Annotated in this window: 4 protein-coding genes and 1 pseudogene; 1 reads left to right on the top strand and 4 read right to left on the bottom strand. The window is 47.6% G+C overall.

The window, feature by feature from the left end:
- Positions 1 to 140: 140 nt before the first annotated feature.
- The 4 genes and pseudogenes from NQ564_RS19440 to NQ564_RS03925 all read right to left on the bottom strand — a co-directional run.
- Positions 141 to 367 (bottom strand): annotated as a pseudogene (locus NQ564_RS19440) (IS30 family transposase); the annotation flags it as partial.
- A 313-nt stretch (positions 368 to 680) separates the two neighbouring features.
- On the bottom strand, positions 681 to 2,240 hold the full coding sequence (locus NQ564_RS03935; RefSeq protein WP_008147611.1) for a DUF7824 domain-containing protein: 1,560 nt from the start codon (positions 2,238 to 2,240) through the stop codon (positions 681 to 683).
- Positions 2,241 to 2,291: 51 nt separating this feature from the next.
- Positions 2,292 to 4,112 (bottom strand): helix-turn-helix domain-containing protein, encoded by a 1,821-nt coding sequence (locus NQ564_RS03930; RefSeq protein ID WP_008147610.1) that lies wholly within the window; start codon positions 4,110 to 4,112, stop codon positions 2,292 to 2,294.
- A gap of 158 nt (positions 4,113 to 4,270) precedes the next feature.
- A complete protein-coding gene (locus tag NQ564_RS03925) occupies positions 4,271 to 4,477 on the bottom strand; it encodes a hypothetical protein (RefSeq protein ID WP_008147609.1) in 207 nt (68 codons plus the stop codon).
- A 719-nt stretch (positions 4,478 to 5,196) separates the two neighbouring features.
- Here NQ564_RS03925 and NQ564_RS03920 point away from each other — a divergent pair.
- Positions 5,197 to 14,766: a LamG-like jellyroll fold domain-containing protein gene (locus NQ564_RS03920; RefSeq protein ID WP_129649801.1), complete on the top strand. Its 9,570-nt coding sequence runs from the start codon at positions 5,197 to 5,199 to the stop codon at positions 14,764 to 14,766.
- The last annotated feature ends 7 nt before the right edge of the window (positions 14,767 to 14,773 follow it).

Genomic DNA, 14,773 nt, shown 5'->3' with positions numbered 1-14,773 from the left:
CAAACTTTAAAACAATCGTTTACATTGTGCATATCAAAACCCTAACTATGAAAAGAAACCGAAACCTTGACAGCAAAAACAAAAAGAATTATTGACCAAAGCCAGGCTATGATTAGTAAGGCTTTTTGTACGGGTGGTATTTATATCACCCGTTTTTGTTGCTCCCATTTCTCGAAAAAATACTCTTTGGGGCTTCTGAAGCCCAGCTTTTCCCGAGGTCTACAGTTGATCTTCTTCTGGAGCAATAACTGTCCGTAAAATAGACGGTAGCTCTTAATTTTTTCTCTATGAGTTCATGGCAGGCAAACTCGCCGCCGTTATCCGTCGTTATGGTCTTAACGCCTTTGCCCCTATAAGGGAACAGAAGGCAATAGTTAATCCTAAGGAGACTTCGGTCTCCTTTTTTATTGTATTGCTAATTGATTCTACGCTCTCAGGGGCTATGCGCCCCCTGCCGCTGGGGCAAACCCGTAGTGTTTTTTTCATGGGGAACACACTGCGAAGTTACACTTCTAAGTTGATATTCCCACTACAATGAAAGTTTAAATAACGGATAGAGAGAACACTAAAAACTTTGATTCCGAGCCATGCGTTTTCACAAAATTATCCTCCGAAGTCGGATAATTCAGCCCCCTGAAAGGGCAAGGCATTTAGAGTTACTCAAATCGTTTCGGGTAACTCTAATACAAAGATTCTATTATCTCTGTCAATTTGCTGTTTTTCTTCCATGTCTCAAGCAAAGAAAGAAGCGGGGCGTATGTTATCTTCGGCCAGTTGTTGACTGTCTGAAGCTCCGCAAAAACCTCCAGTAAGCGCTTTAAATCCTTCACTGGGCTTTCCGGCAGGCAAGATAAAAAAGAGACAAACAGCACAGACAGTTCTTTGTTATGAAAAGACGATCTATTTATCAGCATCTCAACAACCAAACCTGAAATTCTCTGTGCAGGAGCCCATTCCAACGATTGAATCTTACCCAACACTCGGCCTAAAGCCACATTGTCTATCAGGTCTTTTTCCACAAGCTCCCCCCAAAGATCCGCCGCACACAAACGAACAGGGCGATCGATACTCAACAGACACACTGCCAGATATGTCAAAGCCATTCCCCCTCTCCACTCCAAATCAAGTTCGCGCAAAGTCTCAAGGGCAACCAGGTTAAGCCTTGCCAGTTCCAAATCGTTCCAATACGCATCCCTTACGCGATCCCGCACCAATAAGGCCAACCAAATCCGAGGTGCATTCGGAGAAAGCAACAAAAACCTCTTAAGATCCTTTTCCCTCAAAGGTATCTTCCAAAAAGTCTCCACCAAAAGCGGAATACGGGAACAAGGCCGATAAGTCATATATAAGGCATAACCTCCAAACCTCCATTTGATCGCAACATTTTTGCTTGCCGGAGGAATCAACTGCAAGATACGATCGACTTTTCCAAACGGCTTTTCGAAAATAAATACGTCGCAGGGAATATCTCCCGTCAGATAGGCCCGGTTCACAGCAGAATAAGGAAAATCCTCGAACTCGTCATAGATGGTATCAGGGCTTTTGACCAAAGCAGCAGTCATCCAAACAGCCTGAAACGTAAAAGACCCCTTAGGACGTGCCTCCGGCTTGAACAGGAAAAGCAACAACTCGCGATATTCGCCCGCCAGCGCTTGTTCGACTGACCGGACAGCCTCGTCCGTATCATCCAATGCCACACGCGAAAGTGCAATTTGAAAGTCCAGACTATCCGGTTTGATACCCTTTTTCTGATATTCCGACAACCGGGAGACAAGCACGGACGGATCGATCCAAGCCGGACGGTGGGTCGGTGTCGAGAGCAAAGGCAACGTATTATAATCTTTTATCCGGTTAAAAGCTAACTTCACAAGATCCAGATAGGGTTTATAGTCCTGATAAAGTTGTTGTTTTGCTCCTTTGGCACGCTTTTCCGCCCCGGAAAGCATTTCGGCATAATCAAGCAGAAAAGATGCGGTAAGCTTATCCAACCCTCCTGTCTCGCTTTCCGGCATTTCCATTACAGTTCCTGCCCATTCGAAAACCGACATCATACGTTTCACATCATCCGATTTTATAAACGGGTGCAAACGGACCAGAGAAGCCAACAGCAAATCAAGATAAAAACTCTCCTGTTCTTCCGTCAACCGGCCCATAAAAGAGACCAAACCGTCTACATCCGCCACATCCGGAAGACGCCTACCTTCCAGTATAAGCGGTTCTTTTTCCATCCTGTCCATCATTCAGATCCTATTTTCGGACAAATATAAACAGAAAACCGGACAAACCCCTCATCATTTCAAGGTCTTCCTATACTCGGCCGGAGTCATTCCGTATTTTTCCCGGAAGATACGCTGATAAGTACGCACGTTATTGAAACCCGAATCGATAGCGACCGCCTCGACCGTATAATTTTCGAAATCTTTCAACAAGACAAGCGAGTATTCAAGTCTCAAGCTATTGATATAACCATTGAAATTTTCCCCGGCAAAAGCTTGCAACAGCGGGGATATGCGGTTTTTACCAACAGGAGTTAGCCGGAGGATCATATCTCTCGTCAGATCTGGATTCAAGAACAACTGTTCACCACGGATTTTCAAATCCAATTCTTCAAAATATTTCCTGTCGCCATCATCCGGTTCCACTTTCACCGCTTCGGCTTCCCGATCGTTCCCGATCCCGCCATCCACATCAAAGGTAACAGGTTCTTCCTCCATATCTTCCAACTGACGAATCCGTTCACGTGCAACTTGCAGTTCACTACGGTAAGAAAGATAAAGATCGATCTGCTGCGCCATCAGTTTGTTTTTACGGTCTACAATCCGGGAATGGCGAACGATCAAAATAAAGATGACACCGACCAAAGCAAGTACCCCGGCCACGACAGAGGTCACCACCCTGTGCCATCTCAACTCTTCCACCTGCAACTCGATCTGCCGTTCCTTTTCACGCGTATCCAAAAGAGTTGCCATCTCGAGTGCATGATTTTCATTGTTCCTATGGTTCAAACTATCGGTCAGGGCCAAAGCGGTTTTATAGTAGACTACCGACTCCTCTTTTTTTCCCGAACGCAGGTAAGCATCCGCCAAAACCAAACAGGCCTCCTTACGCCGTACACTGATACTATCTTCATACAGGGCAACATCTGTCAAGGGAAGTGCTTTCTCGATCAGCTTGCCATACTGCCGCATATCTTCGTAATAATCGATCTCCAGCCGGATCATCTCCGGATCACTGTCTACCAACGGATTTTCCCGCATCTTCGCGAACCATTCCCTACCTTTTCCTGCCTGTCCCAGCAACACATAGAGGTTTGCCAACCTACCGTCCACCACCCCCTCTCTGGAAAGAAAGGCCTTCTCCGGTATCTGCAGTGGATAGGCTCCGCCTTTCAGGGGACGCAGCCTTTCGACACACGCCTGCATCTCACAAACTGCCTCAAGTGCTTCCTCCAGCTTTCCATCTTCACACAACCATTCCGACAAATTTTGGTAATAGAGGTAAAGTTTCATCTCGTCTGACACAACAGGCTGCCCCATTCCCCGTTTCCTTTCGATCTGTTGGCGGCAAAACTGCAACGCCTCCTCCATAGCCTTATAGGCCTCTTCCGGATTTCCCATAGCCCGATAGACACGGGCGATAGCCCAATAAGAATTATGATTGTTATCCTTTTGTTTGCCAGCCCGGTCGATTACATCAATCATAGAACGTGCATACCGGATCGCCTCCTCATACTCGCCGGTGGCAATCATCGACTCCACCAAGTTCTTGCACATATTGAAATAATACTGCGTGTTGTTACGCACCGAATCGTCTTCCAATACCAATTTACCCCATTTCACCGCCACACGTTCCATATTCTTGGCAGAACCGTATATCTGGGCACGTGTCCAATTGATCTGATAAGTCGGGAGCAATTTCCGTTCCTCGGCCACATCCAACATATACAACGCCTTGTCCGGGTCCGACAAGACAGTCTTCCGGATCTCCCCGACTGTCAGCAAACTATCCGGTATATCATCATAAGCAGGTGTGCAATGCACCTGCTTAATGTTCTTACCCGGTAAGAACAAGCAAATCAGCAACAGGAATAGAGTATTGTAGAACTTCACCATGTATTTGTTTTTAGGGGGGCAAACTTACTACAAAAAAGTTATATTCAGAAACATTACTTCAATACAAAAACTCCAGTACCCACAACGGAAGCTGGTTGACGGCAAACATTTCGCATGCCATACCGACTTTGACCAGTTGCAGACAGCACGCCTCCTCTTCATCCGCCACGCATACGAATCAGCTCGTCGATAAGATCCCGGAGTTTGCGGTTTTTAAACCTAACCGTATATTTATGTTTCATGACCAACAGAAAGACAATATCAACCAAAACCAGGATCACGACTACAAGCAACAGGATCTCTCCTGCATCGAGCGTGATTGTTTCGGGGAAATTTCCATCTGCTGTTATCCGTATAAAATTCATGATTAATTAATTAAAGGGTTGCATAACAAACCACAAAAAAAACATTTCTTTCATTTCCCTGCAAACCAATCCACCAGTAAGATATCACAATTTGTCACAAGTTTATGACAAATTGTCCTCAAGGTTAAAAATCAAGCGCTACCACACATTCGAGGGAGTATTTATCGCCTATAGGGACTATTTGTCATAGTCATTCCGAATCCATCCCCGACCTTTATGCCGCAATTCTAACCCGCCGGTATAAGCCGGTCAAATCGCAATATCCACAAGACGAAGTCCGGCCATTCCGCCGACATTCGGAAAACCTCCGGGCTTCGTCTTTTTCCAGACAATAACAGTTTGACATTCTGACAAGGAAAAAGGGGTATTCAATGTCGAGAAGAAACGTTAAAAAATATTACCCGCTATAGTAATTCCAAAAAGATGGGGTAGTAATCCGATTTACATGGGATAGTAGTATCATTTTGACAGAACGAAATTTTTAATTTATACAATATATAATATGCTAAACACACACAAAGATTGGATGGCCGGCAAGAGTGCGACGGTTAATAATAAGGATGATTTGATTCAGCTAATCAAATGGCGATCTGTAGTAACTGTAATCGCATTTGCGATAAAACCGATGCTGAAAACTGCGGACAATGCTCATCTAAGTACAAAAGATGTACTGTTTGAACAAAACAAAGATTAACAAAAGAACAACAAACGTAATAAATATGAATTTATTAATAAAAAATCTAAAATCGACAATATTGCTTGTTTTAGACCGATACCGGTCTAAAATCGGCATTTGGCTGCTGGGAATGGTACTGCTGGGGATAGGACAGCAGGCTGAGGCGGCAGACTGGAATCTGACGAAAAAAAGCAATTACGTTGTTACAGATCATCCTCAAGATGGATATGTGACATTCAAGATTATCTTTTATGATGATGACGGAGATAACGAATATGTAAAACCTGGAGACGGACATCTATATGTCAATGGTACAGAAATCATGACATACGGCTCCCCAACTACAGGTGTGGATGTGCCTGTAGCAAGAGCAAATGTAACCCTGCACAAAGGCTATTTCGAATTCAAGAGTAAAGATGGCACAGAAACAGCTGAAGGAGGAGACCACTGGTATGAATTTAACCGCGATGGGAAGTATATCACCTATATGACCTTCGACTGGTACTATCCGAAAGATTATGAGGGGGTAGATATGAAGTTCAAGGTAGATGTAGATATTACGGTAAACAACCAAAAGGATCAGGAGTTCAATGATGAAATAGGTTCCGCTAAAGGCCGTTCATTCAACAATCCAACATTAACTCCCCCGCAACTTTCCAGTAACAACCCTGGAAAATATGAATTAAGTTACTCGATACCAAACAATCCGATCAATATTTGGAATTCTGAAGATAGTAAAACTATTAGTTCCACTAACACAAGTGGCACGCTGCTCGCAGATATTGATGACACATCAAGGGAGTATGATTTCCAAGTTCAATACAAACTGAACAAAAAATATAATAGTAAATGGTACTCAACCAAACAGACCATACCAGCTTTCCAACAAGCCATCGGCTTCGATGCTATGGATGTGGAAGGCGGTAACACCAAGTTGACCTGGAAAATCAACAACAAGGATAAAAACTGTCAAGTAGGAGACAAATTCGAAATCCAACGTGCGAACAACCCAGATTTCAATCCGTCGACGCTGGTGGGTTCTATCGATTTCTCAATAAACAGAGAGGTCTACGAAATGCTTGATGAAAGTGGCAATCAGAATGCCAACGGGAAACAATACTACCGCATCCGCCGTAACAAGCAACAATCATGGGGATGGAATATCAGCGAAGAGGACACCATCACCAAGAACATTTCCCATCGGAAAGTCGTTTCCGCCACTGCCGAACGCTTCGATTGGCCTAACGGGCAGAACAAAGCTCGAATTACTTGGAAATTAAACGAATTGAAGAACAAGAAGGATAGTCTTAATGCCGTATGGAGCAAAGATTCCAAAATTATGATCAAACGTACCATGAACAACGGGATGGGAAGTATTACTCATACCCTCCTGACGGCAGGAGACACAACGAAAACGGAATATATCGATGAGTTGAACACCATGTGTACGGAATACAGCTATGCCGTCTACGTACAACCCGGCAACAGCAATTTTGAAATACAATCCGAAATCCCGGCTCAACTGAGTGGTGAGCCGATTGTCCCGACCGTATTGGGGCAGATTGAGACGCTCACCGCCTCCAAAGGTTACTACCCCGGTTACACACAGCTCAACTGGACGACTGACGGCAAGGCTGTCGATAAGTTCTACATCTTCCGCCGCATCTACAAGCAAGGGCAGGACAAAGATGCCAACTGGGAAAATATCGATATGAAAGAGGGTGGAGCTACAAAAAACTATGTTCATACAGACGAGAAAGGACATCCTGGCTACATCTATGAATACCGAGTCGCTGCCGTAACAATCTGTGCAGGCAAAGAGGTGAGCAACAACTCCCCTATCGACCGTGGTTTCCGCAGCCCAACCGGTATAGTCAGCGGTAAGATTACCTTTGCCTACGGCGATGCCGCCCCCGGCGTGGTCGTGAGACTCACCGGCACAGACATCCAAGCGGGACATAGCTTGCAGTTCGACGGCAGCAGTACGGTACAGACGAAAGAGAAGATGGAACAACCAGAAAACTTCACCGTACAGGTATTCGTCCGTCCCGAATCAGCAGGACAGAATGCCACAATCGTCAACAGTAGCGTTTATCGCTTAAGTTTGCAAGATGGAAAACCGGCATTCAGCGCTAACAATGGTACAACATGGGTGACCGCCCCAGAAGCCCTCAAGGTCGGTAGTTTTACAAGTCTGACAGCCGTCTATTCGACCACCGGTAGCTGGACACTCTATATTGATACCATCCAAAAGGTTTCACAAAACCCTGCCACCCGCCCGGCTCCTACTCCGTCCATAGTAACGCTCGGAAAAGGCTTCAAAGGACATATCGATGAAGTGCGCCTTTGGGATAAGACAATGGAGTTGGATGAAATCAAGAGTACCTACGACCGCGTGTTAAACGGTAACGAGACAGGATTGAAAGCCTATTGGCGCTTCGATGAGGGTGTGACAGATGAATGTTACGACATCTCCTATACCGCTTCGACCTACAATGCCAATCACTGTACGATTAGCAACGCCATAGTCAGTGACGTGGTACCAAACTCCAACCAGTTAGGTTTGAAAAGCGTGACCGGAACAGACGGCGTATTCACCGTCACCGGTATCCCCTACGAAGGGAATGGCTCAACCTACACTCTGACTCCCTCCTATCCGAACCATACGTTCAACCCGAGTTCCAAGACTGTCACCATAGGAAGCACAACTTCTTCAATCTCCGGTCAAGACTTTACAGACAACTCAGCCATCAAGATTGACGGTTATGTATTCTACGAAAACAGTACTATTCCAGTACAAAATGCCATGTTCAAAATCAACGGGGAATTAGCCACCAGTGGCGACGGCAGTCTGATAAGGAGTAACGATAAGGGCAAGTTTGAGTTCAGCGTCCCTATCGGCCGTCAGCGTGTCGAGGTCGTGAAAGACAATCACGTCTTTAAAAACGACGGTGTGCTGATCAACGAGAACAGCGAAGCAGGCGAATATATCAATTTCGAACAGCCGATGAGCGACCTCCGCTTTTGGGATCAGACGAAAGTAAAACTGCTCGGTCGCGTGGCTGGTGGTACAGTCGAGAGAGACAAACCGCTTGGCTTCTCGCTTTCGAAAAACAACCTCGGCGACAACATCTGCCTGAAACTGACTTTGGAAGAATACCCCTCTGCCGAGATGAATACCAATCCGGAAGATAGCTTGATGGTCCATTACAACAGTAAGCACTCCAATAATGTGGAATACCAAAAACAGCAGATCCTAATCCATGCGGACAAAAAGACCGGTGAGTTCATCGTTTGGCTCTATCCTGAAAAATACAAAGTGGAAGAGGTACATGTGGACGGTTGGGACAACCTTATAAACGGAAAAAACGAGACACTCACGTTGGATAACTGCTTTGAGGGGGAAATTTCCGAATACACCGACGAGGAGGGAACAACCCACCGCTACGCTTACAACTCTGAGTTCAATTACAACCACCGAGTCAATCCCTCACTGACCTACGTGCAATTGGCATACACTGGTGGCGAACCACTCGAATACTTCGGCGATGCCACCTTCATGACAACGACTATGGATGGAGATAATCAAGAGGTTACGCTCTACGACAAAGAGAGTAAGAGCTATCTGTTTGGAAAGCCGGTCTTCCACAAAGCAAGCTACATCTTCCGTGTTTCCAGCCACGAGGATTACTATTATAATAAGAAAAGCATTGGCGATAACATCGTGGTAGATCAAGTGCCGACACAAGGTGGCGACCTGAAGATCACAAACGAGATGAACCAGGAAACGGCAGGCAGTGCCACCCTCGATGATACCGGAGTGGCCGAAGTGAAAATCGAGGTGAACAGCCCAGACATTAGCGGAGCCAATGGTGGCTTGAAGAAACTGGACTTCGCAGTTGGCAGCACTACTGCAGAGCAGTTGGTAGCCTACGTTCTCGGTTCACGTTCGCGCGGTAGCAGTTTCGTCTCGGCTGGTCCGATCCGCTTGATGAACATCCTTCGCGATCCTCCCGGAAGCCACAGTTATTCCTATTGTGAAAAGGGGCAGACCTATACCTACCACTCTTCGTACGCGACCGGCAAGGCACATAAAGGAAGCGAACGGGTCAACAGCTATTTTGGCGGTGAGTTTGAGACTGGTGTCGGCTTCATCACCAAGAACGAAGCGATCAACACAGTCGGTATCGTAGCAGAACAGGAGGCCTCTAGCAGCAATGCCAATGGAGAAACTTTCTCCGTCACGACCACCAACCGCTACCAGACAAGCGATGACCCGTTGTATGTCGGTGCCGACGGCGACCTGTTCCTCGGCACAACCAGCAATATCGTCTATGGCCCAGCTGATAACATCACAGTCATGACCAAAACGGAGTACAAACGTTTGGAGGAGGCCGGAAGCGATAGTGGTATCTATGGTGAAGAGCACCAGATATTGGCAACAGCCGGCGATTTTGTTCTGGCAAAACGTATTGCATTAAGCCTTGGTTTATATCACGATACCTTCTTTGCCTACCCGCAAATTTACATCAAGAACACGCTGTTGAATAATATCCGTGCCCTGCGTAACAGCATGTTCGCACCTTTCGGCACAACGGAGTCACAAGCCAAAGCGATGGCAAATGCCCAGAATCAACCGGTCTACATTACCTACCGGAAAGCCGATGAAAAAGGGTATGGTGAAGACAACAAAATCAATAAGAATGAAAACAACGTCGAACTGGATGAGGGTGGATATGCTTCCAATGGTGATAGCTATATGGTTGTATGGCCCGACGGTGCTTACTCCGGAACTTCCGATACCATCTATGTCCTGAACCAAAGTATCCGACAGTGGGAAAACTTGTTGGCACAAAACGAAAGGGAAAAAGCCGAGGCAACAGACTTAGTTAAAAACTATTCATTCCACGCCGGTGGTATGCTTGAAGAGGCTGAACAACTATCTCACGTGACGGAACATACCTATACCTACAACCTGATTGCCGGCGGAGGTGCCACAGGTGATGTAGGCTTCCGCGTAGCCGGTGTTGGTTTAATTGCCTCCATCGAAGAGTTGGGCTACAGCACGAAAGACACAGAAGAGAGCAGTTCGTCCGAAGAATCTCGCACAGCAGGCTTCGTTCTGGCTGACGAGGGCGATGACGACTATCTGAGCGTGGATGTATTCCGTGTGAAAGCCCCAGAAGAAAACGACGATTTTAATAACAAATGGAACGGCGATTTGGGAGAATATGTCAAAGGAAAGCAGTATGGCAGCTTCGTGTTCCGCACAACAGCTGGCGCCACCAGTTGTCCGTATGAAGGCGAACTGAGAACGGAATACTACAATCCGGGTACCCTACTCAACACAGCAACCTTGAAAATCGAGAACCCGAAGATCTCGGCTGAAAAACCGGTAGTTAGCAACGTTCCGTCCGATCAGGCAGCCAAGTTCGTGCTAAACCTCTACAACGAGTCAGAAGCAGCCGAAGGTTGCTATTTCAACCTCTCGATCGTGGATGCTGCCAACCAGAAAGGTGCCAAATTTTCGATTGACGGTGTACCATTGGCAGACAAGCGTGGTATCCTGGTCAATTATGGCGAAGTATTGCAAAAGACATTGGAAATCCGTCGAGGTACAGAGTATGACTACGAAGACCTGGCCATTGTGCTCAGTTCGCAGTGTCAGGCAGACCCGACCGGCTTCCAGGAAATCATCGCCGACACGGTTTACATCTCCGCCCACTTCATCCCGTCGTCTTCGGACATCAACATCAAAAGCCCGACAGACAAGTGGACGCTGAATACCAACTCGTCGAAAGATTCGACTGGCAAGTACTATATGCCGTTGACCATCGACGGGTTCGACGTGAACTTCCAGGGATTCCACCACATCGAAGTGCAGTATAAGGCCTCTTCGGAAGCCGACACGCGCTGGACGAACATCTGTAGCTTCTTCACCGACACAGCCTACTACAAAGAGGCATCCGGCACGAAAGCGTTTATCGAAGGTCCGACCATCACCACCCGCTTCTTCGGAGCCGAGGACCAGAACTACGACATCCGCGCCGTGACCTTCTCAAAGGTAGGTAACGAGTTCGTGACGAAGGAATCACCCGTTATCACCGGAGTGAAGGATACGAAACGGCCTGTCGTCTTCGGCAATATCGAACCGGCAGACGGTGTGTTGGGAGTAGAGGACGAAATCCGCCTGACCTTCAACGAGACCATCGCCGAAGGGTATATGACAGAAGTAAAGAACTTCCGCGTGACCGGAACCCGCAATGGCTCGAACGGTGACCACTCGACGGCACTGACATTCGACGGACGCAACTCGTACCTCGAAACGCAGGTGACACGCAACCTCGAAGCCAAAGACGTGACCGTAGAAATGTGGATCAACCCATCTGCCTCCGGACAAGATATGACCCTCTTCAGTCATGGTGACGCGACCAACGCACTGGAACTGACTTTGGCAAAAGACAACACGCTGAAAGTCCGTATCGGCGAACTGGAATACTCATCCAGAGGATTAAACGTAAAACTGGACGAATGGCAACACATAGCCATGACCTACCAAGCTGCCAACCAGCAGTTATCCGTCTACTTCAGTGGACAGGAGGTAGTGACAGGCGTACAGACCGTCCCCTACAGCGGTATCGGCCCGATGAGATTCGGACGGAGCCTCAAGGGCGGAAACTACTTCGCCGGACAGATGCACGAAGCACGCGTCTGGACCAAAGTAGTCGAAATGACAGACCTGATCGCCAACTCGTTGCGTATCTACACCGGACGCGAAGCCGGATTACTGGCCTACTACCGGATGAACGAAGGCAAGGGTGACATGGCGATGGATAAATCGCAAGGTGCGACAGCCTATATGTACGGTGCAACCTGGAGTACGCAGGACGGCAAATCGCTTTCTTTCAACGGTAAGGATGCAATCGCAGTGGTCAATTCTTCACGTGTGGCAATTACCGGATCAAGTGATTACACGCTGGAATTCTGGTTCAAGGCAGCGGCCGATCAGAAAGAAGATGCCGCCTTGGTGGCCAACGGAAAGGGCGTCGGCGAAGAAAGTAACGGAAATACAAACAAGGTATTCGTCGGTTTCGTAGATAACGAACTCTTATTCCGCAATAACGGGTATGAACAAAAGGTTGCAGGTAACTTCCGTGACGGCGCATGGCACCATTTCGTACTGGCCGTGAACCGGACGGCAGGTAATGCCCAAATCTTCATGGACGGTGTGTTGAACAGCTATTTCGACGCTTCTAATGTCGGTGGTTTCAGTGCAACACAACTCTATGCCGGTGCACGCCGCTGGACGGAAGCAGAGCAGATAGTCAACCATACGGATATGCATTTGGACGGAGCGATCGACGAATTGCGCATCTGGAACATGGCCCTGCCGGCTTCGACAGTTTCCAACAACTACAATATATCACCGGAAGGAACAGAGATGGGATTGATGATGTACCTGCCGTTCAGCAAGTATATCACGAACAGTGCCAATATACAGGAACTGGTTTACAGCGGAGACGACCTGGTAACCGACTCGACTTTGGTTACGCTGGAGAAAGCAGTGGCGACCAGCGAAGTACCTCCTGTTTGCAAGAAAGCCCCCGAAACATCCATTCCGTTTACATTCGTCGTAAACAAGGATGCGTTGGTGATCAATCTGATGGACACACCCGAAGCGATCGAAAAGACAACTGTCAATTTCACGGTGAAGGATGTGAGCGACTTGAACGGCAACTTGATGGAAAGCCCGGTTACATGGAGCGCATACATCGACCGTAACCAGCTGAAGTGGAGCGAAAAGTCCGTGACGAAAGAGAAAAAGCTAAACGCGACCATGACATTCGCCGTGGATGTGGAGAACCACGGAGGAACGGTGAAGAACTTCACGATCGAAGGCTTACCCGCCTGGTTGGATGCCATGCCTGAATCCGGCTCTATTGATCCGCAGGGACGGGAGACAATCCTCTTTACCGTGGACGAAGGGACGAATGTAGGCCGATATGACGAAGTGATCTATGTCAAAGGTGACAACAATGTGGCCGAATCCCTGCCTGTAACATTGAAAGTGTTTGATGAACAACCAGACTGGACAGTCAATCCGGGAGATTTCGCCTATAACATGAACGTGTACGGACGGATCCGTTTCAACAAACTGTTTTCTGCAGATGCTGAAGACATGTTGGCGGCCTTCGATGCAGGCGGACGTTGCATAGGTGTAGCGAACAGCCAATATCTGAAGGATAATGATATGTGGTACGTCTTCCTGACAGTCTACAGCAACACGAACCGCTTGGCGGCAAACCAGATCGAGTTCCGTTCATGGGATGCCAGCACAGGACTTGTCTATACGGCTTATCCTTCGGAAGAGATTTCATTCGAAAGTGATAAGGTTTGGGGTACGGCCTCCGCTCCGATCATCTTCGACGGAGAAGAACGTGTGGTACAGAATATAGACCTGATCAAGGGCTGGAACTGGATATCCTACAACGTAGCAAGCGAGCTGTTCTCCGACCCGGCAAGCGTCTTGAGCAAAGCGATCTTTGCAGGCGACGAACAGGTGAAAGACGAGACAAACGGTATCTACATGACGTATGACGGCGTACGGAAGCAATGGGTCAACAACGATCCGGCCCAAGCATTGAAATTCGACAACCGCCATATGTTCCTGCTTCAGTCTCCGATGGTACAGAAATTAAGCGTTTCAGGTTTGGCGATCCACGAAAAGGAAAACCTGAAGTTGGATATCCTCCCGAACTGGAACTACATCAGTTATCTGAGCACCGTCAACCTACCGATCTCAGAGGCTTTGGCCGGATTCGAGGCCATGGAAGGCGATATCATCAAATCGCAAGACCGCTTCTCGATGTATGGAGAAACAACCGGTTGGTTAGGCAGTCTGACATATCTGGAACCGGGCAAAGGATATATGTTGTTCAGCAAGAACAAAACGACATTGACCTACCCGGATGTAACGGCAGGAACCACTACACGCAGTACGATCAGTACCCGTTCAGCCGGTATGCCGGTCGAAACCATGGCCGAACAGGCCGGACAGTATGCAGCCAATATGTCTGTAGTCGCAACAGTCGCCGACAATATGCCACTTTATTCCGGAGACCGCTTGCTGGCTTATGCTAATGGAGAGCTAAGAGCAGAAGCGATGGTGACAGAACGTCCGTCCGATGGCGAATCGCTCTTCTTCCTCAGTGTAGGAGGTGATCGTAACGAAGGCATTTCGTTTGCTCTCGAGCGTGGCGGGGAAATCATCGCAGAGACATCTCCGATGTTGGACTATGCAGCCAATACCGTAAGAGGTGACATCGAACAGCCGATGATCATCGACTTTATCAACGACCTCGAAATATCGGTTTATCCGAATCCGTTCGAACACGAGCTGAACTTCATGCTCAATGCCAAGTCGGGCGATAAAGTGGAAATCATGCTTTACACGATGGCTGGACAAATGTTCCACCGCTACCAGACTACGGCAGCTGCCGACGGCTACATACATCACCGCTACCATGCAGCAGCCGATATGTCGAAAGGTATCTACATGGCGACAGTCATCATAAACGGTGAAAGACATGTCTATAAAATCAGTAAAAGGTAATACAAAA

Origin of the sequence: Parabacteroides johnsonii DSM 18315 (assembly GCF_025151045.1) — a bacterium.
Classification (GTDB): Bacteria; Bacteroidota; Bacteroidia; order Bacteroidales; family Tannerellaceae; genus Parabacteroides; species Parabacteroides johnsonii.
The sequence above is the reverse complement of the archived record's forward strand: the minus strand, read 5'-3'. Positions and strand labels throughout refer to the sequence as shown.

Coding starts and splice junctions, on each gene's coding strand:
- NQ564_RS03935 (WP_008147611.1), bottom strand. CDS start 2,240: ATGATGGACAGGATGGAAAAAGAACCGCTTATACTGGAAGGTAGGCGT.
- NQ564_RS03930 (WP_008147610.1), bottom strand. CDS start 4,112: ATGGTGAAGTTCTACAATACTCTATTCCTGTTGCTGATTTGCTTGTTC.
- NQ564_RS03925 (WP_008147609.1), bottom strand. CDS start 4,477: ATGAATTTTATACGGATAACAGCAGATGGAAATTTCCCCGAAACAATC.
- NQ564_RS03920 (WP_129649801.1), top strand. CDS start 5,197: ATGAATTTATTAATAAAAAATCTAAAATCGACAATATTGCTTGTTTTA.